This window comes from Streptomyces sp. CA-210063 (assembly GCF_024612015.1).
GTDB lineage: Bacteria > Actinomycetota > Actinomycetes > Streptomycetales > Streptomycetaceae > Streptomyces.
Map to the genome: position 1 here is coordinate 1,854,021 of NZ_CP102512.1, position 23,073 is coordinate 1,877,093.

22 protein-coding genes are annotated in these 23,073 nt (G+C 70.5%); 6 read left to right on the forward strand and 16 right to left on the reverse strand.

The window, feature by feature from the left end; genetic code table 11:
• Positions 1 to 250: 250 nt before the first annotated feature.
• From JIX56_RS08045 to JIX56_RS08055, 3 genes are all read right to left on the reverse strand, one after another.
• Positions 251 to 1,132, reverse strand: coding sequence for a metal ABC transporter permease (locus tag JIX56_RS08045; protein ID WP_257538078.1), 882 nt, complete (start codon positions 1,130 to 1,132; stop codon positions 251 to 253).
• Positions 1,129 to 1,935, reverse strand: a complete 807-nt coding sequence (locus JIX56_RS08050) for a metal ABC transporter ATP-binding protein (protein ID WP_257550779.1) — start codon at positions 1,933 to 1,935, stop codon at positions 1,129 to 1,131. The genes JIX56_RS08045 and JIX56_RS08050 overlap by 4 nt, the downstream gene beginning before the upstream one ends.
• A gap of 77 nt (positions 1,936 to 2,012) precedes the next feature.
• Positions 2,013 to 2,963 (reverse strand): metal ABC transporter substrate-binding protein, encoded by a 951-nt coding sequence (locus tag JIX56_RS08055; RefSeq protein ID WP_257538079.1) that lies wholly within the window; start codon positions 2,961 to 2,963, stop codon positions 2,013 to 2,015.
• A 258-nt stretch (positions 2,964 to 3,221) separates the two neighbouring features.
• On the opposite strand from JIX56_RS08055, the gene JIX56_RS08060 reads away from it, so the two are divergent.
• Together JIX56_RS08060 and JIX56_RS08065 are read left to right on the forward strand one after the other, a co-directional pair.
• Positions 3,222 to 3,536 (forward strand): DUF1490 family protein, encoded by a 315-nt coding sequence (locus JIX56_RS08060; protein ID WP_257538080.1) that lies wholly within the window; start codon positions 3,222 to 3,224, stop codon positions 3,534 to 3,536.
• A 12-nt stretch (positions 3,537 to 3,548) separates the two neighbouring features.
• A complete protein-coding gene (locus tag JIX56_RS08065) occupies positions 3,549 to 5,786 on the forward strand; it encodes a heavy metal translocating P-type ATPase (RefSeq protein ID WP_257538081.1) in 2,238 nt (745 codons plus the stop codon).
• A 161-nt stretch (positions 5,787 to 5,947) separates the two neighbouring features.
• Here JIX56_RS08065 and JIX56_RS08070 read toward each other — a convergent pair whose 3' ends face one another.
• From JIX56_RS08070 to JIX56_RS08125, 13 genes are all read right to left on the reverse strand, one after another.
• On the reverse strand, positions 5,948 to 7,075 hold the full coding sequence (locus tag JIX56_RS08070) for an LLM class flavin-dependent oxidoreductase (RefSeq protein WP_257538082.1): 1,128 nt from the start codon (positions 7,073 to 7,075) through the stop codon (positions 5,948 to 5,950).
• A 16-nt stretch (positions 7,076 to 7,091) separates the two neighbouring features.
• A complete protein-coding gene (locus tag JIX56_RS08075; RefSeq protein WP_257538083.1) occupies positions 7,092 to 8,249 on the reverse strand; it encodes an LLM class flavin-dependent oxidoreductase in 1,158 nt (385 codons plus the stop codon).
• Positions 8,246 to 9,718: an NtaA/DmoA family FMN-dependent monooxygenase gene (locus JIX56_RS08080; RefSeq protein WP_257538084.1), complete on the reverse strand. Its 1,473-nt coding sequence runs from the start codon at positions 9,716 to 9,718 to the stop codon at positions 8,246 to 8,248. Before JIX56_RS08080 ends, JIX56_RS08075 begins: the two co-directional genes overlap by 4 nt.
• 20 nt (positions 9,719 to 9,738) lie before the next feature.
• Positions 9,739 to 10,947 carry an LLM class flavin-dependent oxidoreductase gene (locus JIX56_RS08085; RefSeq protein WP_257538085.1) on the reverse strand — a complete coding sequence of 403 codons (1,209 nt, stop codon included), beginning with the start codon at positions 10,945 to 10,947 and terminating at the stop codon, positions 9,739 to 9,741.
• Positions 10,948 to 11,020: 73 nt separating this feature from the next.
• On the reverse strand, positions 11,021 to 11,155 hold the full coding sequence (locus tag JIX56_RS47945; protein WP_443031791.1) for a putative leader peptide: 135 nt from the start codon (positions 11,153 to 11,155) through the stop codon (positions 11,021 to 11,023).
• A gap of 217 nt (positions 11,156 to 11,372) precedes the next feature.
• Positions 11,373 to 11,939 (reverse strand): NADPH-dependent FMN reductase, encoded by a 567-nt coding sequence (ssuE, locus tag JIX56_RS08090; RefSeq protein ID WP_257538086.1) that lies wholly within the window; start codon positions 11,937 to 11,939, stop codon positions 11,373 to 11,375.
• A 106-nt stretch (positions 11,940 to 12,045) separates the two neighbouring features.
• Positions 12,046 to 13,146, reverse strand: coding sequence for an LLM class flavin-dependent oxidoreductase (locus JIX56_RS08095; protein WP_257538087.1), 1,101 nt, complete (start codon positions 13,144 to 13,146; stop codon positions 12,046 to 12,048).
• A 117-nt stretch (positions 13,147 to 13,263) separates the two neighbouring features.
• A complete protein-coding gene (locus JIX56_RS08100; RefSeq protein ID WP_257538088.1) occupies positions 13,264 to 14,247 on the reverse strand; it encodes an ABC transporter substrate-binding protein in 984 nt (327 codons plus the stop codon).
• 38 nt (positions 14,248 to 14,285) lie between these two features.
• Positions 14,286 to 15,092 carry an amino acid ABC transporter ATP-binding protein gene (locus JIX56_RS08105; RefSeq protein ID WP_306819832.1) on the reverse strand — a complete coding sequence of 269 codons (807 nt, stop codon included), beginning with the start codon at positions 15,090 to 15,092 and terminating at the stop codon, positions 14,286 to 14,288.
• Positions 15,089 to 16,102 carry an amino acid ABC transporter permease gene (locus JIX56_RS08110; protein WP_257538089.1) on the reverse strand — a complete coding sequence of 338 codons (1,014 nt, stop codon included), beginning with the start codon at positions 16,100 to 16,102 and terminating at the stop codon, positions 15,089 to 15,091. Before JIX56_RS08110 ends, JIX56_RS08105 begins: the two co-directional genes overlap by 4 nt.
• A gap of 21 nt (positions 16,103 to 16,123) precedes the next feature.
• Positions 16,124 to 17,080: an ABC transporter substrate-binding protein gene (locus JIX56_RS08115; protein ID WP_443031792.1), complete on the reverse strand. Its 957-nt coding sequence runs from the start codon at positions 17,078 to 17,080 to the stop codon at positions 16,124 to 16,126.
• Complete coding sequence (locus JIX56_RS08120) at positions 17,077 to 17,601, reverse strand: GNAT family N-acetyltransferase (RefSeq protein ID WP_257538090.1); 525 nt, start codon at positions 17,599 to 17,601, stop codon at positions 17,077 to 17,079. Before JIX56_RS08120 ends, JIX56_RS08115 begins: the two co-directional genes overlap by 4 nt.
• Complete coding sequence (locus JIX56_RS08125) at positions 17,598 to 18,749, reverse strand: LLM class flavin-dependent oxidoreductase (protein WP_257538091.1); 1,152 nt, start codon at positions 18,747 to 18,749, stop codon at positions 17,598 to 17,600. Before JIX56_RS08125 ends, JIX56_RS08120 begins: the two co-directional genes overlap by 4 nt.
• 699 nt (positions 18,750 to 19,448) lie before the next feature.
• Here JIX56_RS08125 and JIX56_RS08130 point away from each other — a divergent pair.
• The 4 genes from JIX56_RS08130 (at position 19,449) to JIX56_RS47950 (ending at position 22,850) form a co-directional block, all read left to right on the forward strand.
• On the forward strand, positions 19,449 to 20,483 hold the full coding sequence (locus JIX56_RS08130) for an amino acid ABC transporter permease (RefSeq protein ID WP_257538092.1): 1,035 nt from the start codon (positions 19,449 to 19,451) through the stop codon (positions 20,481 to 20,483).
• A gap of 291 nt (positions 20,484 to 20,774) precedes the next feature.
• On the forward strand, positions 20,775 to 21,350 hold the full coding sequence (locus JIX56_RS08135; RefSeq protein ID WP_257538093.1) for a winged helix-turn-helix domain-containing protein: 576 nt from the start codon (positions 20,775 to 20,777) through the stop codon (positions 21,348 to 21,350).
• Positions 21,351 to 21,363: 13 nt separating this feature from the next.
• Positions 21,364 to 22,587, forward strand: coding sequence for an acyl-CoA dehydrogenase family protein (locus JIX56_RS08140; RefSeq protein WP_257538094.1), 1,224 nt, complete (start codon positions 21,364 to 21,366; stop codon positions 22,585 to 22,587).
• Positions 22,588 to 22,766: 179 nt separating this feature from the next.
• The gene (locus JIX56_RS47950) at positions 22,767 to 22,850 is read left to right on the forward strand and encodes a putative leader peptide (RefSeq protein ID WP_443032026.1); all 84 of its coding nucleotides are present in this window, start codon (positions 22,767 to 22,769) and stop codon (positions 22,848 to 22,850) included.
• Positions 22,851 to 23,073 lie beyond the last annotated feature (223 nt).

Here is a 23,073-nt window from a genome sequence, read left to right on the forward strand (position 1 = left end):
GTGACGAGCAGCCCCGCAGGCGTACTCGGGTTGTTCGTTCGGCGGTCACGGTCCGGCAGGGAGGGCAGCGGAGGAATCCGGCCGCCGTACAAGCTTCGCGAGCGATCCGTGGCGCGGTGTCAGGCACCGGGTGAGGTCGAACATGCCGGTGAGGACCACGACCACGGAGCCGCCCGCCGTCTGTGGGTACGGGCAATGAGATTGCTCGCCTGCGTCTTCCGTGTCCGGGGCAGGAGCGCGCACGCGTTGGTCAGCCCGGCTCGGGAGCTGGTCTTCCGGCTCCCCACTGCCGGGTCCGGTAGGTGCCCACCAGTCGGCAGACGATGTAGATCGTGAACGAGATGGTGGTGACGTAGGGGCTGATGGGGATGCTGCTGCCCAGGGCGAGCAGGATCCCGCCCTCGATGGAGGCCACCGCGAAGACCACGCTCAGCACGGGCAGCAGCACCGGTGAGGCCGTGATCCGGGCCGCGGCGGCCGCCGGGGTGACGACGAGGGTGAGGACCAGCAGCGCCCCGACGATCTGCACCGACAGGGCGACCGCGAGCCCCAGTACGATCATGAAGGCGAAGGACAGGGCGCGGACCGGCACGCCGCGCGCCTCGGCCACCTCCGGGTCGGCACTGGCGAACGCCAGCGGCCGCCACATGACCGCCAGCGCCACCAGCACCAGGGCCGATGTGCCGAGCAGCCAGGACATCTGCGGGGTGTCGACGGCGACGATCTGCCCGGTGAGGATGCCGAACTTGTTCGCCGCCCGCCCCTCGTACAGGGCGAGGAAGAGCACGCCGAGGCCGAGGCCGAAGGGCATGATGGTGCCGATCACCGAGTTGCGGTCCCGGGCGCGGGAGCCCAGGACGCCGATGGTGCCGGCCGCGGTCAGCGATCCGACGATCGAGCCGGCCACGATGTTCACGCCCAGCAGCAGCGCGGCCGAGGCGCCGGCGAACGACAGCTCGCTGATCCCGTGCACCGCGAACGGCAGGTCCCGCATGATCACGAAGACCCCGACCAGGCCGCCGACCAGGCCGAGTGCGACGCCGGCGATGAGGGAGTTGCGGACCAGGGCGAGCAGTTCGCCGTAGTTGTCGAAGGTGAAGATCTGCTGCCAGATCCCGTCGGCGAGGGTCATGGCCGTACTCCGTGCGGCAGTTCGGGGTGGTGCGGCGGCTCGGCCACCTCGTCGGGTACGCCCACGACCGTGATCCGGTCCCGGACGCGGATGACGTCGACCTGCGTGCCGTACAGCTGCGACAGCGCCTCGGAGGTCAGCACCTCGTCCGGTGTGCCGACCCGGTAGCCGCCGCGGGCGAGGTACAGCACCCGGTCCACGAGCCCCAGCACGGGGTTGATCTCGTGGGTCACGAACACGACGGCCGTGCCGTGGGAGCGGCGCCGGGCGTCCACCAGTTCCGTCACGGCCCGCTGATGGTGCAGGTCGAGGGAGAGCAACGGCTCGTCACAGAGCAGGATCCGCGGGTCGGTCGCCATCGCCTGCCCGATGCGTACGCGCTGCCGCTCCCCGCCGGAGAGCAGCCCGACGGGGACGTCCGCGTACTCGGTGGCCCCGACCGATGCGAGGACCTCGTCCACCCGGTGGCGGACGGCGCTCGTGCGCAGCCGGGGTCCGAAGCCGTGTCCGTCGATGCCGAAGCGGACCAGATCCCGGGCGCGCAGCATCGCGTGCGCGGACAGCGTCGCCTGCTGCGGGACGTAGCCGATGTACCGGCTGCCCTTGCGGGGCGGGCGGCCCAGGACCGTCAACGTGCCGGCGGACAGGGGCCGCCGGCCGAGCAGGGCACGTACGAAGCTGGTCTTGCCCGAGCCGTTCGGCCCGAGTACGGCCAGGAACTCCCCGGGCCGTACGTCGAGATCGAGGCCCTGCCACAGCACACGCTCGCCGTAGGACAGGGCAGCGCCGCGCAGGCTGATCACCGCGGCGTCCGCGCCACGGTCCGGCTCCTCGGTCCTGCCCTCGCGGGCACGGAGAACGGAGGCCACCGTGGGCCGCCTCACTTACCCAGCGCGCTCGCGAGCGCGTCGACGTTGGCGGTCATCCAGCCGACGTAGTCCTTGCCGTCCTTGCCCTCGGGCAGGGTCTCCGTCACGGGAACGACGGGGATTCCGGCGGTCCTGGCCGCCTCCTCGACCTTCTCGGTCTGCGGGCCGGAGGTCTGCTCGTTGTAGACCAGCGCCCTGACCTTCTTGTCGGTGAACAGAGCCAGCGTGTCCTGCAGGTCCCGTGGGGAGACGTCGTCGCCCTCTTCGATGGCCTCGCTGAATGCCTCGGGTGTCGCGTCCCTGAGGCCGGCGGCCTCGATCATGTACAGCGGCACCGGCTCGGTGACGGCCACCTCCTCGCCGCCGTGGTCGCTCTTGATCTGCGCTTCCTTCTCCTGAAGCGGCTTGAGCCTCGCCTTGAAGTCCTCCGCGTTCCTGGTGAAGGTGGCGGCATCGTCGGGATCGGCCTTGCCCAGGGCGGTGGCGATGCTGTCGGCGAGCTTGCCGACCGTGGGGAAGTCGTACCAGACGTGCTCGTTGAGCTCCCCGCCTGCCGGGGCGGTCTTCCCGGAGACCTCGACCGCGTTGATCACCTCGGTGGAGGAGTTGTCGCTGCTCTTCAGCATGCGGTCGATGAAGTCGTCGTAACCGCCGCCGTTTTCGATGACCACCTTCGCCTTGGACAGCGCCAACTGGTTCTGGGTGTCGGCCTCGTAGGAGTGCGGGTCCTGGTCGGGGTCGCTGATGATGGAGGTGACCTTCACCCTCCCGCCGCCTATCTGCTCAACCACGTCCCCATAGACGTTCGTTGAGGCCACCACCGGAATGGTCGCCGAGGAGGCGGGGCTCTGTGAGGCGCCGGTGTCGCTTCCGGAGGCGGACGAGTTGCCGCAACCGGCCAGGAGGGCCAGGGAGAGGCCGGTCATCAGCGGCGCCAGACGCCGGGAGGAGGACGCACGCATGGAGGATCCCTCCGCACTGGGGTGAGTTGTCCGCCGAGCTCAGCCTGCCCCGGCCGCGGCACACGCTGGATGGGAACAGATGGCAATGACATCTTCCGGGCCAGCCGATATGGAAATCCTTGCCAATAACTTAACCCCCCTGGCCTCGGCCTGCGCGGCCAGAGCGTGATCCGGAACGGCTGGTGCGCGATGTCCGCTCCGGGGTGAGAATGGATGTACCGCGTCGAGTACGGAGGAATCCGCCCGCGGAAGGAGAGCATGATGCATCCCGCCGCTTTCGCAGGTGTGGTCGTGGGCCGCATCACGCATTACGCCTTGTCCGGAACCGCCGGTGTCCTGGTTCTGCGGGGAGCCGCCAAGGCCGCACCCAGGGCGAAGCCCGCGGCCCGCAGGCTCATGGTCAGCGGTATTGCCGGCGGCATCACGACGGGACGACGGCTCGGGGCGGCTGCCGAGGAGGCCCGCCTGAAAGCCGGAGACCTGCTGGCGGAGGCCAGGGAGCAGCTGGGTGAGGAGGCGCCGCCGCCGTCGGCGGTCGGTGTCGAGGGGCACGACCACGACCACGAGCACTGAGGGGCGTGCGCCATGTCCGGCTCGTCCGCCCCCGGTGACGTTGTTGTGCCTGGTCCCGCCTCCGGCTCCGGGGTGGTGGTGCGGTCCGCCGCCGCGGGCCGCGTACGGCTGATGGTTCCCTGGCTGCGGGCGCGCCCGGGCTGTGCCGGGATCGTCGATGAGCGGTTCACCGATCTGCCGGGGTTCAGGGCGCTGCGTATTTTCCCGCGTACCGGTGCGGTGATCGTCTGGGTGCAGCCTGATGTCGTCGATGTGGGTCGGCTGGTCGCCGCCCTCACCGAGGCGCCGCCGCCGGGCATGCCCGCCAGGGCCAGCCGGTCCGTGCCCGACTCCTCCACCGGGGAGGTCGCGCGGCTGGTGGTCGGCGGTGCGGTGCTCGCCCTCGTGGGACTGCGGCGGCTGCTCGGCCGGCCCCCATGGACCCCCGGGGGCTCAGCCGGATTCCTCGGCGCGGTCACCGTCTTCACCGGGCTGCCGTTCTTCCGGGGCGCCGCACGCACCCTCGGCGGCAGACGCCACGCGGGCACCGATCTGCTGGTGACCACGGCGACCGTGATCTCGCTCGTGCTGCGTGAGAACGTGGTCGCGCTGATGGTGCTGTGGCTGCTCAACATCGGTGAGTTCCTCCAGGCCGTCACCCTGCGGCGGACCCGGCGCGCGATCGAGGAGCTGCTCTCCATCGGCGAGGAGCGGGTCTGGCTGGTCCGTGACGGCGTGGAGGCGGAGGTCGACCTCGCGGAGGTCAGGGCCGGGGACCTGGTCGCCGTGTACGAGCACCACCGGATCCCCGTCGACGGCACCGCCGAGTCCGGCGAGGCACTGGTGGACCAGGCGGCGATCACCGGCGAGGCGCTCCCGGTGTATGTGCAGCCCGGCAGCGAGGTGTACGCGGGCACGGTCGTCTCCACCGGCTCCCTGACCGTGCGGGCCACCTCGGTCGGACAGGACACCGTCGTCGGGCGGATCATCACCCGGGTCGAGGAGGCTCAGGCCGACCGGGCCCCGATCCAGACCGTCGCCGCCGCCTTCACCCGCCGCTTCGTGCCCGTCTCCTTCGCCCTCGCGGGGATCACCTACGTGCTGACCCGGGACGCCCGACGCGCGATGACCATGCTGCTGATCGCCTGCCCCTGCGCCGCCGGCCTGGCCACCCCCACCGCGATCAGCGCGGCCATCGGCAACGGCGCCCGCCGGGGCACCCTCATCAAGGGCGGCACCCACCTGGAAGGCATCGGCCGCGTCACCGCCGTCGTCTTCGACAAGACCGGCACCCTCACCCTCGGCCGCCCCCTGGTCACGAGCGTGGTGACGCTCGACGAAACGGTCACCGCCGACGAGGTACTGAGCCTGGCGGCTTCCGGGGAACTGCACGCACGCCACCCCCTCGCCGAAGCCATCGTCCGGCGCACCGAGGAACAGCACCTGCACATCCCCATCCACCAAGCCTGCGAGGTCGTCCTCGGCATGGGCGTACGCGCCGAACTCGACGGCAGCCGCCTGCTGGTGGGCAGCCCCGCCCTGCTGCGCCGCCACGGCCTGGAACTCTCCGAGGTGGCCCAGGAGTGGACGAGCCGCCTGCGCGCCGGCGGGGAGACCGTCATCTGCCTGGCCCACGACGAGAAACTGATCGGCATGCTCGGTCTGTCCGACGCGGTGCGCGGCGGAGCCGACACCGTCGTCCGCCAACTGACCGAACTCGGCGTGACCCGTATCGTGCTGCTGACCGGCGACGCACCCGAGACCGCCCAGGCCGTGGCCGACGCTCTCGGCATCACCGAAGTCCACGCCCACGCCCTGCCCGAGGCCAAACTCCAGCTGATCCGGGACCTCCAGGCCGAGGGCCACAGCGTGGCCATGGTCGGCGACGGCACCAACGACGCCCCCGCGCTGGCCCTCGCCGACGTCGGCATCGTCATGGGCTCCCACTCCTCCCACGTCGCACTCGAAACCGCAGACATCGCCCTGGCCGGAAACGACCTGCGTAACGTCGCCGCCGTCGTGGAACTCAGCCGGCACACCCTGCGCGTCGTACGGCAGAACTACACGCTCGCCATCGGCGTGAACCTCGCCGGCCTCATCGCGAGCGCCGGCGGCTCCATCAACCCCGTCCTGGCCGCCCTGCTGCACAACACCAGCAGCATCGCCGTGGTCGCCAACTCCGCCCGGCTCGTCGGCCACACCCCGCACCTGCCGAGCGAGGCCGCCGCACGGCTGCGGGCGGCGCCGCTCGAGGAACGGCGAGTGCGCTGACGTCGAGCAGGCGCAGGTCGGGGCGGTCAGTTGAGGTGGGCTGCGTGCTGCGGCGCGGGGGCCACCCGCAGCCGGTCACGTACAGCCCACCCCGCCGACGGCAGTGCAGGACCATCTCGACGACGACACCGCCGTCGTGATCCGTCGGCTCGCCTGCCGACTCATCGGCGTTGCCACTCTTCTGCCAGGAGGCGGTAGGAGCGCACCCGGTCGGCGTGGTCGTGGGTGATGGTGGTGAGGATCAACTCGTCGGCGCCGGTGGCCTCCTGCAGTTGTTCGAGCTGGTCGGCGACGCGCCCCGGAGAGCCGACGAACTGGGTGTCGACGCGGTCGGCGACCAGGGCCCGGTCCGCTTCGGTCCAGGTGTGGGCGCGGGCCTGGTCCGGGGTCGGGAAGGGGATGGCGCCCTCGGCGGTGCGGATGCCGCGGACCCACAGGCCGTAGCCGGTGGCCAGTTCGCGGGCGGTCGCGTCGTCCTCGGCGACGACGACGTCGGCGGAGACGCTGACGTAGGGCTTGTCGAGGTGGTCGGACGGCTGGAACGCGGCGCGGTAGCCCTCGGCCGCCTCCAGTACGGTGGCCGGGCTGACGTGGTAGTTGGCGGCGAAGCGCAGGCCGTTGCGGCCCGCGACGTCGGCGCTCTGTCCGCCGCTGCTGCCGAGGATCCATATCTGCGTCTCGGCGCCCTCGCCGGGGACGGCGTGCGCTTCGATCCCGTCCGCCGAGCGGTAGTCGCCGCGCAGGAGCGCGAGGATGTCGTCGACCTGCTCGCCGTAGTCCTGGGGGGCGGCGCCGGGCTGGTGCAGGAGCTGCTGCTGGAGCAGGAAACGGGGCGAACCGATCAGGTGCTCGGGGGAGAACCGTGGTGGGATCTTCAGCCCGTTGGGGGCTCGCCCGTCGACGACGGGGGTCGTGGTCGGCCGCGGCCCCGCTGCCTGCCCGGGGGGACGTCCGCCCGAGCGGCCGAGGCCCAGGTCTAGTCGCCCGGGGTGCAGGGCGTCGATCAGTCCGAACTCCTCCACGGTCGACAGGGCGGTGCGGTGACCGAGCTGTACGGCCCCGGAGCCGATCCTGATCGTGGAGGTCGCGGAGGCGGTCAGGGCCAGCACGACGGCGGGAGAGGTCCCGGCCACGCCGGGGTTGAGGTGGTGCTCGGCGAACCAGTAACGGGTGTAGCCGAAACGCTCGGTCTGCTGGGCGAGGTCGATGGTGTTGCGCAGGGCGTCGGCGGCGGTGGAGCCGGACGAGATCGGGACGAGGTCGAGGACCCCGAGAGGGATGCCGGACATGGTCGGGTGTTGCTCCTCAGCGGTCGGTGGACGCGGGTGCCGATGCGGGCGCGGATGCGGACTCGGGCTCAAGTGGGGGCCCGGGCCCGGGCCCGGATCCAGGTCCGGGTTCGGGTTCGGCCATGACCGGAGCCCAGGGGAATGGCGGGTCGGGGATGTCGCGTCGCAGAACGGGGGCGATGTCGGACTGGAAGAGTTCCAGCGAGGCACGGTGCTGGGCCTGGGTGAGCCCGCCCGCGTCGGCGTGCAGGTGGAGCACGCTGTGGCCGAACTGCTCGTGGTAGCGGTGCACCTTGTCGATCACCTGTTGAGGGCTGCCGATCAGCGCCGAGCTGCGTTCGACGAAGTCCTCCAGGGTGGCGAACACCGGCTCGACGCCCAGGTGTTTCTGGAACGCGAGACGGCCCTCGAAGACCGGCCGGTACGCGGCGATGGCCTCCTGTGAGGTGCGGGCCGCGTAGTAGCCGGCCGTTCCCGCGCCGACGACGGCCCCTGCCGGGTCATGGCCGTACTGCTCCCAGCGCTCCCGGTAGTAGCGGATGAGTTCGGCGTACGGCTCGATCGGGTGGGTGACGTTGGCCGAGAAGAGCGGATCTCCGTAGCGGGCGGCGAGGTCGACCGATTCGCGGCTGGTCGCGCTGCCGTGCCAGACCCGGATGGGCTGCTGAAGCGGTCTCGGCCACACCTCGGCGTCGGTCAGCTCGGGTCGGAAGCGCGGGGAGACGCTCACCTTGTCCTGCCGCCAGATCCGGCGGAACAGCTCGTAGCTCTCGGCGTTGCGGTCCCACTGGTCCTCGGGCGTGACGTGGAACAGCTCGCGCTGGGCGGTGCCGTTGCCCTTGCCGATGATCAGGTCGAGTCGGCCCGCGGACAGGTGGTCCAGGGTCGCGTAGTCCTCGTACGCGCGCACCGGGTCGAGCAGGCTGAGGGTGGTGACGGCGGTGAACAGCCGGATCCGGGAGGTGAGCGCGGCGATATGGCTGAGCACGACCGGTGGCGAGGAGGAGATGAACGGCCGCTCGTGACGTTCGCCGACGCCGAAGCCGTCGAATCCGAGTTCCTCGGCCAGCAGCGCGTTGTCGATCATCTCGCGGAAGCGCTCGTCGGTGGACTTCTGGAGGCCGGTCACCGGATCCGGTGCGTGCACGATGAGGGTGATGGCCAGGAACTTCACGACGCCGCCCGCCGGCTCTCCGGCTCCGGGCGGGCATCGGGGTGTGCCAGGCCGAGGTGGTCGCGGAGCGTGGTGCCCGTGTAGTCGTGGCGGAACACGCCGCGTTCCTGGAGCAGCGGGACGACGGTGTCGGCGAAGTCGTCCAGACCGCCGGGGGTGAGGTGCGGGACCAGGATGAAGCCGTCGGCGGCGTCCGTCTGGACGAAGGTGTTGATGGTCTCGGCGACGGTGGCCGGGGATCCGATGAACGACTGGCGGCCGGTGGTCTCCATGACCAGCTCGCGGATCGACAGGTTCTCCGCCGCGGCGCGCTCGCGCCATTGCCTGGCGACGGCGATCGGGTCGCGGAACATCCGGACGCTGGCCCGGCCGCGGGCGATGGTGTTCTCGCCGGGGTCCGGGTCGATGTCGGGGAGCGGGCCGTCCGGGTCGTAGGCGGAGAGGTCCCGGTTCCAGATGTGTTCGAGGTACTTGATCGCGGTCTGGCCGCTGACCTGTCGGCGTCGTACCTCGTGTGCCAGCTCCTGCGCCTCGGCGTCGGTGTCGCCGAGGACGAAGGTCGCCGCGGGCAGGATCAGCAGCTGGTCATGGGTTCGGCCGTGGCGGGCGAGCCGTCCCTTGACGTCGGCGTAGAACTCCTGGCCCGCCTCCAGGGTGCTGTGCCGGCTGAAGATGGCGTCGGCGCTGGAGGCGGCGAACTCGCGGCCCTCGTCGGAGTCGCCGGCCTGGAAGATCACCGGGCGGCCCTGCGGGCTGCGCGGGACGTTGAACTGACCGGCGATGTCGAAGTGCTGTCCTTGGTGGACGAAGGCTCCGGCCTGCGCGTCCTTCAGGAAGATGCCGGATTCCCGGTCGGCGACGATTTCGTCGCCGTGCCAGGAGTCGAACAGCTCGGTGGCGGTGGCCAGGAACTCCTTGGCCCTGGAATAGCGCTGGTCCTGGGGGAGGAAGCCGCCGCGGCGGAAGTTCTCGCCGGTGAAGGCGTCCCAGGAGGTGACGACGTTCCAGGCGGCGCGTCCGCCCGAGAGGTGATCCAGGCCGGCGAACTGACGGGCCACCTCGTAGGGCTCGTTGAAGGTGGAGTTGATGGTGCCGGTCAGGCCGAGATGTTCGGTGACGGCGGCGAGCGCGGACAGGACGGTGAAGGTGTCGGGGCGCCCCACCACGTCCAAGTCGTAGATCCGGCCGCCCTGTTCGCGCAGTCGCAGTCCTTCGGCAAGGAAGAGGAAGTCGAACTTGGCGCGTTCGGCGGTCCGCGCGAAGTGCGCGAACGAGCTGAACTCGATCTGGCTGCCCGCCCGCGGGTCGCTCCACACGGTGGTGTTGTTCACGCCGGGGAAATGGGCTGCGAGATGGATCTGCTTCAAGGGCTTGCCCGAGGCCGCCTTGCTCGTGGCCGCCTTGCTCGTGGCCGCCTTGCTCGTGGCCGGTGTGCCCGTGCCCGGTGTGCCCGTGGTCGGTTCGCTCATGGTCGTACGACTCCTCCGGCTCAGGCGGTGGCAGCGGCGTAGCGGTTTGCGGGGCGGGCGAGTCCGAGGAGCCCGCGCAGGGTGTCCGCCTCGTACGTGTGCCGGAAGGCGCCCCGGCGTTGGAGTTCGGGCACCAGGCCCCGGGTGATCTGTTCCAGGTCGTGGCCGATCGCTCCGGGGCGCAGCCGGAAGCCGCTCAGTCCGGCCTCGCGCCACTCCAGCAGCAGGTCCGCCAGTTCCGCGGGCGTGCCCGTGAACACCTCCGCGTCGCTTGAGTAGGCGTATCCGGCGAGGTCGTCCAGGCGCGTCCTGCGGTCCTGCGCCGCCGTGTGATCGTCGTCCAGGAACACGACCAGGTCACCGAAGACGTGCAGCGGCTCCTCCGCCCGACCTGCCGCGGCCTGCGCTGCGCGGATCTCGGCGACGACGGCGCGGGCCTGGTCGATGTCGTGCGGGGTGACGTAACCGATGTCGGCCGAACGGCCCACCAGTTGATACGGCACGCTCTGGTGCGCGAGCGCGCTGACAACGGGCTGTCCCTGCGGCGGCCGAGGGGTGATCGAGGGTCCCTTGACGCTGAAGTGCCTGCCCTCGAAGTCGATGTAGTGCAGCTTGTCGCGGTCGATGAAGCGCCCGGTGGCGACGTCGCGGATCTCCGCGTCGTCCTCCCAGCTGTCCCACAGTCGGCGTACCACCTCGATGTGGTCGGCGGCCTCCTCGAAGAGGTCGGCGATCAGTTCCCGGCCGGCCGGGGTGTCCCGGTCCTCGGCAGGGAGAGGCGGGAAGGTGCGGCGGCCGAAGTGCGCGGCCTCGTCCTGGCGTGCCGTCACCTGGACCCGCAGGCCCGCGCGGCCGGTGCTGACGTAGTCCAGGGTGGCGATCGCCTTGGAGATGTGGAACGGCTCGGTGTGGGTGGCGACCACGGTGGGCACCAGCCCGATGTGCCGGGTCAGCGGTGCGACCCGGGAAGCGACCAGCACGGCGTCCAGTCGGCCCCGCACCTGGTCGGTGCGCCCGTCCAGCTCCGTCAGGTGCGAGGACTGCGGTCCGAGCGAGTCCTCGAACGTCACGAAGTCGAGCAGGCCGCGCTCGGCCTCGGTCACGAGGTCGGCCCAGTAACCGGCAGTGAACAGGTCGTGAGGCCGGGCGCCCGGCTCGCGCCATGCGGCCGGGTGCCAACCGGTGCCGTCCAGCGCCACGGCAAGATGAAGAGGGGGATGCGCGAACACGAAAGGGTGCCTTCCTGGTTGACCATGTGTGATCACCAGCCCTCGCACAGAGGGCTCGATGGCGGGGAACAGGTCAGGAACGACAGAGGGCGCCGGCCACCCGTCGCAGATCGATGTGGGTCCGGGAGTACAGGCGGACACAGCCGCGCGCGACGAGAGCCTCGGCAGCCGGGACGAGCACGCGGGAAACGGAGGACAACACCGTCACCTCCGCTCTTCCGGCTGTCTGTCCTGCTCGGACTGGGGTCTGCCGTGCTCGGAACGGGGTCTGCCGTGCTCCGACATGGCAGACCCCGTGTCGTCGCAGGCTAAGCGGAGCTGGACGGACGAAGGTGGAGGGCGTGTTGCGGTTCCATGAAACCGTCCAGAGGCTCCTGGCAGGGCGGGAGTGTCAGGCGGCCTTCGTGCCGCGTCGGCGGTCACGGTCAAGCTGCTCGTCCGGTGGCCGCCGGCAGGGCCGTGCGGCTGCCGAGGGCTTCGGAGAACTGGTCGACGACCCGGGCGAGGGCCTCGGCCGGGCCCGGCGCGACGGTCAGGGTGCGGTCGTCGCCCACCGCGATGTCCTTGTCGAGCGTGAACCAGCCCTGGACGATGTGCGCGGCGCCCATGGAACTGAGCACGGGGCGCAGGGCGTAGTCGATCGCCAGGACGTGCGCCGTGGTCCCGCCGGTCGCCAGCGGAAGGACCGTCTTGCCGGCCAGGGCGTACTGCGGCAGCAGGTCCAGTAGGGACTTCAGCAGCCCGGAGTAGGCGGCCTTGTAGACGGGGGTGCCGATCACCACCCCGTCCGCCCGCTCGAACAGGGCCGTGGCCTCGACGATCGCCGGATGCCGGAAGTCGGCCCCGAGCAGCGCCTCGGCGGGGATCGTGCGGACGTCCAGCGGGATCACCTCGTGCCCCTGCGCGATGAGCCGGTCGTCCAGGTGGCGCAGCAGCCGTGCGGTGCGGGAGGTGGCGGAGGGGCTTCCTGAGACGGAGAGGACGGTGGACATGAGGAGACCTTTCAGGAGTACCGAGTGGGCTGGGACAGTTCGGGCCATCCGCGCGCCGCATGCGGCAGCTCGGTGCTGGTCGCCGCCACTGCCGTCGCGGTGTGCGTCATCGGGCCGTGTCCGTCCGTCGGGCGTAGCGGTCCGCGGGGCGAGGCAGGCCGAGGTGGTCGCGGAGGGTGCGGCCGGTGTAGTCGGTGCGGAAGACTCCGCGCTCGCGCAGCGCCGGTACGAGTTCGTGGACCACGGCGGGCAGATCGGCTGGGGCCGAGGCCGGGAGGAGGTGGAAGCCGTCGGCGCCGGAGGCCGCGTGCCAGTCGGCGAGCAGTCCGGCGAGGTCCGCGGCGGTGCCGGTGAAGCGGACTGTGTCGGCGGCTGGGAGTGAGCGGGGCCCTGGCCCGGCCCCACCGCCGAGATCGACCGCGACGCGTACCAGCACCCGCAGCGCGCCCGGGTCTCGTCCGGCCTCCGCCGTCCGGTTCAGCAGCGCCGCACGGGCGAGCCGGACGGTGGCCGGCTGATCGACGTCCAGCAGTACGACGTCGGCGTGCCCCGCGGCCAGTTCCCACTGCCCGTCGGAGTCGTGCACATCGAGGGCGACGGCGAGCGGCGGTCGCCCTTGCGGCGGGCGGGGGACCATGGACGGCCCGCGGACGGAGACGCGCGGGCCGTCGAAGTCCATGTGGTGCGGCCGGTGTCGGTCGGTGAAACCGCCGGTGGCGGCGTCCCATATCTCCGCGCCGTCCGCCCAGCTGTCCCACAACCGGGCGGCGAACTCGGCGACGTCGGCCGCCTCGGCCCACAGCTCGGCGGCGGATGCCCGGGGGAAGCGGCTCACGGCGGGGGCCTCGGCGGTGGAGACGTCGACCTGCCAGCCGGCCCGGCCCTGACTGACGAAGTCCAGGTTGGCGAGGGCGGTGGAGGTGTGGAAGGGCTCGGTGTGGGTGGTGGTCATGGTCGGGACAAGGCCGATCCGTCTGGTCTCGGAGGCGACGCGGGCCAGTACGGCCGCCGCGTCGAGCCCGCCGCCGCTGCCGCCGGGTGGCGGCGCGGGAGAGTCGCCGACGGTCACGAAGTCCAGGGCGCCCTGCTCGGCGAGACGAACCAGGTCCGCCCAGGGGGCGGCGGTGAGGGGAGCGGTGGGATCGGCGTCGGCGGGGTGGTGGCCGGTCCCGCCGAGGTCGAGGGAGAGGTGGAGTTCGCGGGGCATGACCTCGTGTCCTGTACGAAGGAGACCTGCGCGCCGGAGCGAGTCCTGCACGGAGGTGTGAGGGAAGGGAGCGGAGGGACAGGGGCGCGGAGGCGTGCGGCCTCCGCGCCGGGTCGGCTATGTGTTGGTCCTGGGCAGGCCGCGCGGGTTGATCTCGGACTTGGTCACGGCCTCGTCGGACAGGCCCCAGCGCTGAAGCACCTTCGCGTATGTGCCGTTCTCGATGACCTCGTTGAGAGCGTCGGCGAGCGGCTTGACCAGTCCGCTGTCCTTCTTGGTGGTGGCCGCGATGAGGCCCTGGAGGGTGGCGCCGGCACCGGAGTACGTGCCGACGACCTCCGTCTTGCCGGTGGTGGCCGCGTGGTAGGCGGCGGTGGGGTTGGGGCCGAGGTAGAGGTCGATCCGGCCGGACTGGAGGGCGAGGTAGGTGTCGCTGTCGTTCTGGTAGTACTTGATGTCCACCGGCTCGCGGCCGGCCTTCTCGTTGTCCTTGCTCCACTCGATGAGCAGCTTCTCCTGGTTGGTGCCGCTGCCCACCGCGACCGTCTTGCCCGCCACGTCCTCGGGCCCGGTGATCTTCAGGCCGCTGCCCTTCTTCGCCTCGAAGCCCAGGTTGTCCTCGCGGTAGGTGGCGAAGTCGTACTTCTCCTTGCGCTCCTCGGTGACGGTGATGTTGCTGAAACCGACGTCGTACTTGGCGCTGTCGAGGCCGACGAAGATGTTCTCCCAGGAGACCGTGTTGATGTGCAGCTTGAGGTCGAGCACGTCGGCGACCAGAGAGGCGATGTCGGGCTCGACGCCGATGACGGTCTTGTTGTCGGTGGCGAAGAAGGTCAGCGGCGCGGCGGAGCCGGACGAGTCGACGATCTCCAGGGTGCCTCTCCTGCGGATCTCCTCCGGGACCTGGGCGGCTATGGAGTCGACCTTGTCGGTGGTGATGCGGTTCTGGTCCGGGCTCAGGTTGATCTTCGTCTTGCTGCCCGACGTGTCCGCGACCTCGGTCGTGCCGCCGTCGTCGGGGTTGCCGCACGCGGCGAGGACGAGGGCGGCGGCGAGTCCGAGCGCGGCTGCGGCGGTGCGGCGGGTGATCGAGGTGGACATGGTCGTGCTCCTTGCTTGCGGAAAGGGGGGAGGGTTGGTCAGAGGACCTTGGAGAGGAAGGCGCGGGTGCGCTCGTGCCGCGGGTCGTCAAGGACGGCCGTGGGCGGGCCCTGTTCGACGACGACACCGTCGTCCATGAACACCACGGTGTCGGCGGCCTCACGGGCGAAGCCGATCTCGTGGGTCACGACGATCATGGTGGTTCCGGTGCGGGCCAAGTCCTTGATGACGTCGAGGACTTCGCCGACCAGTTCCGGGTCGAGCGCCGACGTGGGCTCGTCGAAGAGCAGCACCTTCGGTTCGAGGGCGAGTGCGCGGGCGATGGCCACGCGCTGCTGCTGGCCTCCGGAGAGCTGCCGCGGGTAGGCGTCGGTCTTGTCGGCGAGGCCGACCCGCTCAAGGAGCCGGCGGGCGGTCTCCTCCGCCTCCCTGCGCGGGCGGCGCAGTGCGGAGACCGGTGCCTCGATGAGGTTCTCCAGTACGGTCAGGTGCGGGAAGAGGTTGAAGTTCTGGAAGACGAACCCGATGTGGGTGCGCTGTTTCAGAACGTCCTTCTCCTTCAGTTCGTGCAGCTTGCCGCCGGACCGGCGGTAGCCGATGAGCTCGCCGTCGATGCTGATCCAGCCGCGGTTGACCTTCTCCAGGTGGTTGATGGTCCGCAGCAGCGTGGACTTGCCGGAGCCGGACGGGCCGAGGATCACGGTGACCTCACCGGCCCGGACCTGGAGGTCGACGCCGCGCAGTACCTCCAGCGGGCCGAAGCTCTTGTGGACGCCGTGGACGTCCACCATCACGTCGTCGACCGTCGGCTTCGCGTCCTTGACGGCCACCGTCACGTCGCTCATCGGCTGTCTCCCAAGGGCTTCAGGGGTATGACGGGCTGGTCGCGCCGGGCGGCGGCCACGCGCAGGGTGCGGACGAAGCGGCGGGCGCGCTGGATCGGGGTGGGCGGCGGGGTGCGGTTGGCGCCCCGGGCGTAGCGGCGCTCCACGTAGTACTGCGCGACCGACAGCAGGGAGGTGAGGACCACGTACCAGGCGGTGGCGACCAGCAGCAGCGGGATCACCCGGCCGTTGCGGCCGTAGATCACCTGCACCTGGTAGAAGAGTTCGCCGATGGACATCACGTAGACCACCGAGGTGCCCTTGAGCAGGCCGATGATCTCGTTGCCGGCCGTGGGCAGGATGGCGCGCATGGCCTGCGGCAGCACGATCCGGCGGATCTGCCGGAGCCGGGGAATGCCCAGCGCGGCGGCCGCCTCCAGCTGTCCGTGGTCGACGGCGATGACGCCGCCGCGCACGATCTCGGCGGCATAGGCGGCCTGGTGCAGCGTCAGCCCGATGATGGCCGCGCCCATGGTGCCGATGATGCTGTTGCTGTCGACGGACCAGAACACCGGGCCGAAGGGGATGCCGAAGCCCAACTCCTCGTACAGGGCACTCAGGTTGAACCAGAACACCAGCTGGACGATCATCGGGATGGACCGGAAGATCCAGATGTAGGTCCAGGCGACGGTCTGCAGCACCGGACTGCGCGAGAGCCGCATGAAGGCCAGGACGGTGCCCAGGAGGAAGCCCAGCACGGTGGCGTAGGCGGTGAGCTGGAGGGTCACCCACACCGCCTGCACGATCGTCTCGGACAGGATGTAGTCGCGGAAGACGCCCCACTCCCAGACCGGGTTGGTGGCCAGCCCGTGCACGAACTGGGCGACCAGCACGGTCACGGCGACGGCCGCCACCCAGCGGGCGTAGTGGCGGGCGGGGACGACCTTGAGCGAGGCCGGGTCGTCCGGGGCTTCGCGGCCAGTGCCCGGGGTGGCCGCGCCGGGCGGCGCGGTGTCGGTTGTGGATGCCATCGTGATGTTCCTGCTCAACTCTTATGCGTGCTCGGGCGGGTTGATCCGCGACGTCTCGATCGCGGAGGCGGAGGTGCCCCACTTCTTGAGGATCCGGGCGTACGTGCCGTCCTTGATCAGCTCGTTGACGGCGGACTGGAACGCCTTGGTGAGCGGGGAGCCCTTCTTGAAGGCGAAGCCGACGTCGAGGCGGTGGTACTCACCGAGGAACGCGGTCTGCGAGGCGGGCTGTGCCGCCTGGTGGCGCAGGCCGTTGATGGTCGACATGACCACATCGATCCGGCCCTGCTGGAGCGCGGTGAGAGTTGCCCCGTTCTCCGAGTAGACCTTCACGTCGTACGGCTTCTTGCCCGCCTTGGTGCACACCCCCTTCCGCGCGGTGAGGGTGGCCTCGAAGGTGGTGCCGGCGCCGGTGCCGATGGTCAGCCCGCACAGCTGGGTGAGGTCGGTGACCTTCTTCTTCAGCGCGGTGTTGCCCGTCTTCACCGCGAAGCCCTGGCCATCGTTGATGTAGGTGACGAAGTCGATGGTCTTCAGGCGTTCGGTGGTGACGCCGAAGTTGCCGGTCCCGAAGTCGTACTTGCCGCTGCCGAGGGCGGGCAGGATCGTCTCGAAGGAGGCATACTGGCGCTCCAGCTTGACGCCGAGGACCTTGGCCACCGCGTCGGCGATGTCGATGTCCTGGCCGGCGGGTGGCTTGTCCTGCCCGTTCGGGTAGTACGCCCCGGGCGGGAATCCGACCGAGCTGCCGACCCGCAGCGTGCCCGCTTCACGGACGTCGGCGGGCAGCAGGGCGGCGACGGAGTCCACCTTGCGTACGGCGCCGACCGGGTCGTCGGTCGACGCGGGGGGTGCCTGAGCACCCGCCGGTGTGGTGCCGGAGGTGTCGCCGGAACCACAGGCGGTCAGCGCCAGTACGGGCAGCAGCGCGATGGCCGCGACGATGCGCAGGCGGGTTCTGATCGGGCGCAGGTTCACAGGTCGGCTGCCTTTCCCGTGCGTGCTGTGCGGGCTTCGGCCGGCAGATGCTTCTCGAAGGGCAGCGGGCCGATGGTTTCCGGGTCGGCCTCGGTGTCGAACAGCGGTGTGTAGCCGGTGGCCAGGTACAGGCCGCGGGCCTCGGGCTGGCGCGGTCCGGTGGTCAGGTAGATCCGCCGGTAGCCGCGGGCACTCGCCTCGCGCTCCAACTCGGCGACGACGCGTCCGGCGAGGCCGCGCCTCCGGTGGGCGGAGTGCGTCCAGATCCGCTTCAGCTCGGCCGTGGTCGCGTCGTACCGGCGGAAGGCACCGCCCGCGACCGGCTCGCCACGTTCGAGGAGCAGGAGCAGCGCGCCGCCGTACGGCGTGGTGAACTCCTCGTCCGGATAGCGGGCCAGTTCGGCGTGGGCGTCCCTGCCGTAGCGTCGTGAGTACTCGTCGCCGAGTTCGCGCAGCAGGGGCTTCACTCTCGGGTCGCTGACGGTGACTTGAGTGATCGTCAGGTCGGGCGCGGACGTCATCCGTTCACCGCCGCCAGGTCCTGTGTGCCGCGCGCCGCCCGCTCGGCGTCGCGCTTGGCGACCTCCTCGCGGACGATCGGGATGACGTACCGGCCGAAGTCGATGGCGTCGTCCAGGAGGTCGTAGCCGCGGGCGGAGAGGATGTCGACGCCGAGGTCGTAGTAGTCAAGGAGCGCCTGGGCGACCGTTTCCGGGGTGCCGACCAGGGCGTTGGAGTTGCCCGCGCCTCCGGTGGCGGCGGCGGTCGGGGTCCACAGGGCGCGGTCGTAGCGCTCCCCCGCCTCGGCGATGGCGATCAGCCGCTGCGAGCCGACGTTCTGAGGTGGTGCGGCCTGCGACTGGGCGTGCCCGTTGTGACGCTTGGTGATCGCCTCGCCCTTCTCCTTGCGGGCCTTGATCGCGCCGACCGTGCGGTGGGCCTTCTCCCAGGCCAGCTCCTCGGTCGGGGCGATGATCGGGCGGAACGCCACCTGGATGCGGGGCACGCCGGTGCGGCCCGCGGCCTTCGCGGCGGCCTTCACGTTCTCGATCTGCTCGGTGGTCTTCGCGAGGGGCTCGCCCCACAGGCAGTAGATGTCGGCCTCCGCGCCTCCCGCGGCGTACGCGGCGGGCGACGAGCCGCCGAACGAGACGTCGGGGCGGGGCTGTCGGGCCGGGAAGACGTCGCTGACGAAGTCGTGGAAGCGGTAGTGCTCGCCCTCGTGGTCGAAGGGCTCGCGGGTGGTCCAGATCTTCTTGACGATCCGGATGTACTCGCGGGTGCGGGCGTAGCGCTCGTCCTTGGTGAGGGTGTCGCCCTCACGGCCCTGCTCTCGGTCGTTGCCGCCGGTGATGAAGTGCACGGTCAGCCGGCCGTCGCTGATCTGGTCGAGGGTGGCGAAGGTCTTGGCTGCGAAGGTCGGGTACGAGACGTTGGGCCGGTGGGCGAGCAGAATCTGGAGGCGGTCCAGTCTGCTCGCGATGTACGCGGCTGCCGGTGCGGGATCCGGCGACCCGGAGCCGTAGGCGAACAGCACCCGGTCCCAGCCGTGGTCCTCGTGCGCCCGGGCGAGCCGGAGAGCGTACTCCTTGTCGAAGGCGGCGCCGGAGCGCGGGGTGGTTTCGGAGCCGTCGTTGGTGGCGGCGATGCCGAGGAACTCCACGGGCATGGGGGATGGCCTTTCCTCAAGTCCTCTGGGGCCGGGCCGTGTTGAGCACGCGGGCACGGCGGAGCAGCCCTCGATGCGGCCGGGTGTGACGGCGCTTCAGGGCGCTGGGAACGGGTGGTGAGCGGGTGTGACGACGCCGGGGCGGGTGCCTCGGGTGAGGTCGGGCGGCGGCAGCAGCGCGCGTCAGGTCTCGCAAGCGTTTCCGTACGCGGATTCAGCGCGTGGTGAGCGCGTGCGTACGACGGTGCTGCGAGGGGAGGAACTCGGCCCGCGACGGGGTCACCGAGGGAGGGAAGGGCCGGTCAGACGGCCCGCTGCCGCATCAGGCGCAACACGCTGCGGACCACACCCGACCGAAGTCGATGTGGTCACGGGTGACCAGGCGCTGATCGGCATTCATGCGATTAATTGAGCAGTACATCTCGCTTCTCGTCAACTACGGCCCGGATGCCGGACCGGTGTCGAGCGGTTCCTGGGCGTGGTTGACACATGCGCGCGGTGCGCCCCTACGATCGAGGCCGGACCGGCTCCGCCGCGCGCGGAAGCCGTACCTGCCGCGTTGAGGGACGCGGCGAGCGTGATGACGGCGAAACCCAGCCACCACCCCCGGTGCCCGCGCTGTGTGTGCCCGGATTCCGCGACCATCCGCCGCCGGGTGGTCACCGACGCCCGCGCCTCCCTCCCCTGGAGATCCTCCTGATGGCCTCGCCGTCCGACATCACCGATCCCTCCCTCCTCTCCGCATCCGCCCCACCCGCACGAGATCTCAAAGCCTCCGGCAGCCAGGACCCCACGGACGACCTGCCACGGATCATGCCGCGCCGGCACGTCGGCCGTCGGCTGACCGCTGCCGCCGCGCTGCTGGTCTTCGCGATGGTGGTCAACTCCGTCGTCCGCAACCGCGCCTTCCAGTGGGATGTGGTGGGCCGGTACTTCACCACCGCCGCCGTGCTCGACGGGTTGCTGCTCACACTGTGGCTGACCGGTGTGGTGATGGTGCTCGGCTTCCTGCTCGGCACCCCGCTGGCGGTGATGCGGCTGTCCGCCAACCCGGTGCTGCGTACGCTGAGTTGGGGCTATGTGTGGATCTTCCGGTCCACCCCGCTGCTGGTGCAGCTGCTGTTCTGGTTCAACATCGGCGCCCTCTACCCGACGCTCGGCCTCGGCATCCCCTTCGGGCCCCAGTTCGTCACCGTCGAGACGGTCAACCTGCTCGGTCCCACCCTCACCGCCGTCATCGGGCTGACCCTGCACGAAGCCGCGTACGCCGCGGAGGTGGTGCGCGGCGGCATCCTGTCGGTGGACGCCGGCCAGACGGAGGCCGCCCAGGCTCTCGGTATCGGCAGGCGGCGCACCCTGCGCCGGATCGTCATCCCGCAGGCGATGCGCTCCATCGTCCCGACTGCGGGGAACATGCTGATCGGCACCCTGAAGGGCACCAGCATCGTCAGCGTGCTGGCCGTGCACGACCTGCTCTACTCGGTGCAGCTGGTCTACAACCAGACCTACCAGGTCATCCCGCTACTGATGGTGGCCACCCTCTGGTACATCGCCGTCACGACCGTGCTCAGCGTGGGGCAGTTCTACGTCGAGCGCTCCTACGCACGTGGCTCCGCCCGCGCGCTGCCGCCCACGCCTGTGCAGAGGCTCAGGGGCCATCTGGCCGCGCTTCGTGCCCGACTGGGTGCGGCGACCGCGGCCGAGGCCCGTCCCGCGATCGGCGGGGACCGGTGAGCCCACCTGTGGTGTCGCGCGCCCTACATTTCCTATCGATTTACTAGGAAAGCATTGACGGCCCGTCCAACGGGCGCGCAGGATGATGCACATGTCCCACACGCAGCAACGACTCGTTCGTCGTCGGCATGTCGACTTTGGTCACGTCGTCAGCGCCGCCTGCTGTCGCGTGTAAGGCACGCGGCTCACACCTCACGCGTGCCGTTCCGCTCCTTCTCTCTCATTCCCGGTGATCAGGCGCACCCATCCACCGCGCCTGACAGCCCGACGTACTTCTGAAGGACGACCGCCATGACCACGGCACTTCCGGCCCAGGCCACTCCATCGGACTCACCGCTCACCGACATGCGCCATCTCCGCCTCGTGGGCGACACCGCGCGGAACGGCGACGAAGGAAACGGTTCCGCTCCCCTCGTCGGCTATCTCGTGCTCGTCCCCGAGGGCACCGATCCCGCCCAGCTCTTCGCCAAGGACGTGACACGGCCGGAGATCCGACCGGTCGCCTACACGGCCTCGCCTCCCGTGCGGCAGACGGAGGCGGGAGGCGGTGTCGTGCGCATCGATCCCACGCGGTGTGTCGCAGAGGTGGACGGAACCGAACTGGACCTCACCTACCTGGAGTTCGGGCTGCTGACCCATCTCGTACAGCAGCCCCACCGGGTGCACTCCCGCGAGCAGTTGATGGCCGCCATCTGGGGATACGACCACATCGGCGACGGCCGGACCGTGGACGTCCACATCGCGCGGCTGCGCCGCAAGCTGGGCACCGCCCACCGGCACCAGATCGTCACCGTGCGGCGCGTGGGCTACAAGTACGTGCCCAACCAGCAGGAGAGCACCAACACCGCACCGTGCCGCCGACCTTGAGGAGACCCCTGCCATGGGCGTTGCCACTGCGCCGTCCGGCCCCGCCTCGGAATCCGACCGGACCGGGCCCGGCCGTGCGCACTGGCTGCGCGTGGCCCGCGAGACGGCGGACGACCTGGCCACGGACGCGGTGGCCCGGGAGCAGGCGGGCAAGGCCCCGTTCGACGAGGTGTCCCGGCTGCGCGAGGCGGGACTGCTGACTCTCCTCATACCGGCCGAGCTCGGGGGAGGCGGCGCGGACTGGCCCACGGCCTACGCCGTCGTCCGGAAGATCGCCACAGCCGACGGCGCGATCGGTCAACTGCTCAGCTGTCACTACTTCCTGTCGTGGAGCGTCCGGTTCTTCACCGAGCCCGCCCACACCGCTCAGATCGAGCAACGGTCCGCGGCGGAGCAGTGGTGCTGGGGTGGTGGTTACGCCCGCCGGCCCGTGACGCTGACCAGGACAGCCGGCGGCTATGCGCTCGACGGCCGGCAGAGTTACGCCACCGGGGTCCTGGTCGCCGACCGGCTCGCCGTGCGGGCCGTACAGGCCGATACAGGCGAACCACACGCCGTCGTCGTCGATCCCGCCCATCACGGCGTGGGGATCGACGGCGACGCCGACACGTTCGGCCAGCGGCTCGCGGCCGGCGGGAACGTGGAGTTCGACGGTGTACCGGTGGCCGCCGACGACGTACTCGGCTCCCTGTCCGTGGACGAGGCCGACCTGTCGCCCCTGGCCGCTCTGACATCGCCGGTCGGGCGTCTCCTCTCCGTCCAGCTCCGCCTCGGCATGGCTGAGGGAGTCCTGGCCGAGGCCCGTGAGTACCGCAGGGCCGGCCAGTCCCCCTGGCCCCCCGCCCCGCCGGTCTCCTCCCCCCAGGACCCGGAGGTGCTGACCGCCTACGGAGAACTCACCGTCCTCACCCGCGCCTCGTCCGCGCTCGCCGATCAAGCACTGGAAGCCGTGCACGACGGGCTGGCACGAGGCGAAGACCTCACCTACGACGAGTACGCGGAGATCTCGGTCCTCGTGGCCATGGCCGAAACCGCCGCCTCCAGGGCCGCGCAGGAGTCCACCGCCCGCGCCCTCGACATCATCGGCGCCCGCTCCGCGTCCGCACGGCTGGGCTTCGACCGCTTCTGGCGCAATGCCCGCACCCACACCCTGTACGAGCCCGTCACTCACCGGCTCCGTGATGTCGGGGACTATTTCCTCAATGGTGCGCACCCCGAGTTCGTCCTGCCTGTCTGACCTTGCGATGCCGCTCGGCTTTTCCCCGGCGAACTCGGCGTGATCGAAATTGGCTACGCAACCCGGCATCCAGACAATTGTGAACGCCGCACTTCACTCACGTGTCGGTCGGTTGAGAATATGAGACGCCTGCGCGGGCGACATTGACTTGGCCGGATTTCGCTGCAACTCTCTTGGCTGTGAGCAAGTCCGAGAACCTCGCCGCGCGCCTGCACGTCGATCTGCGACGTCAGGCCAGCGCCATCTGTGCCGTCGGCCTCTGAACCCGCTGACGGGCGCTCGTCGCTCCCGCTCCATTTCACCGCCTGCCGCAACGGCCATACCGCTGTTGCCGTAGACGACTGATTTCTCGCAGGTATTCCTGAGGGCCCCTTTCGGCTTCTTAGTGCCTCCCTTGCCGGCACCCGACTGCCGAGCACCACTTTCCGTCGGCGCGTCTTCTTCACGCCACCGATTCCACCCCCGTCTCCCTTTCCCTTGAACAGG

Bases quoted from the DNA above. Each gene is read 5' to 3' on its own strand.
- JIX56_RS08070 (WP_257538082.1), bottom strand. From the start codon at position 7,075: ATGTCCGGCATCCCTCTCGGGGTCCTCGACCTCGTCCCGATCTCGTCC.
- JIX56_RS08080 (WP_257538084.1), bottom strand. From the start codon at position 9,718: ATGAGCGAACCGACCACGGGCACACCGGGCACGGGCACACCGGCCACG.
- JIX56_RS08105 (WP_306819832.1), bottom strand. From the start codon at position 15,092: ATGAGCGACGTGACGGTGGCCGTCAAGGACGCGAAGCCGACGGTCGAC.
- JIX56_RS08055 (WP_257538079.1), bottom strand. From the start codon at position 2,963: ATGCGTGCGTCCTCCTCCCGGCGTCTGGCGCCGCTGATGACCGGCCTC.
- JIX56_RS08065 (WP_257538081.1), top strand. From the start codon at position 3,549: ATGTCCGGCTCGTCCGCCCCCGGTGACGTTGTTGTGCCTGGTCCCGCC.
- JIX56_RS08140 (WP_257538094.1), top strand. From the start codon at position 21,364: ATGGGCGTTGCCACTGCGCCGTCCGGCCCCGCCTCGGAATCCGACCGG.
- JIX56_RS08110 (WP_257538089.1), bottom strand. From the start codon at position 16,102: ATGGCATCCACAACCGACACCGCGCCGCCCGGCGCGGCCACCCCGGGC.
- JIX56_RS08135 (WP_257538093.1), top strand. From the start codon at position 20,775: ATGACCACGGCACTTCCGGCCCAGGCCACTCCATCGGACTCACCGCTC.
- ssuE (WP_257538086.1), bottom strand. From the start codon at position 11,939: ATGTCCACCGTCCTCTCCGTCTCAGGAAGCCCCTCCGCCACCTCCCGC.
- JIX56_RS08095 (WP_257538087.1), bottom strand. From the start codon at position 13,146: ATGCCCCGCGAACTCCACCTCTCCCTCGACCTCGGCGGGACCGGCCAC.
- JIX56_RS08120 (WP_257538090.1), bottom strand. From the start codon at position 17,601: ATGACGTCCGCGCCCGACCTGACGATCACTCAAGTCACCGTCAGCGAC.
- JIX56_RS08130 (WP_257538092.1), top strand. From the start codon at position 19,449: ATGGCCTCGCCGTCCGACATCACCGATCCCTCCCTCCTCTCCGCATCC.
- JIX56_RS08125 (WP_257538091.1), bottom strand. From the start codon at position 18,749: ATGCCCGTGGAGTTCCTCGGCATCGCCGCCACCAACGACGGCTCCGAA.
- JIX56_RS08060 (WP_257538080.1), top strand. From the start codon at position 3,222: ATGATGCATCCCGCCGCTTTCGCAGGTGTGGTCGTGGGCCGCATCACG.
- JIX56_RS08100 (WP_257538088.1), bottom strand. From the start codon at position 14,247: ATGTCCACCTCGATCACCCGCCGCACCGCCGCAGCCGCGCTCGGACTC.
- JIX56_RS08045 (WP_257538078.1), bottom strand. From the start codon at position 1,132: ATGACCCTCGCCGACGGGATCTGGCAGCAGATCTTCACCTTCGACAAC.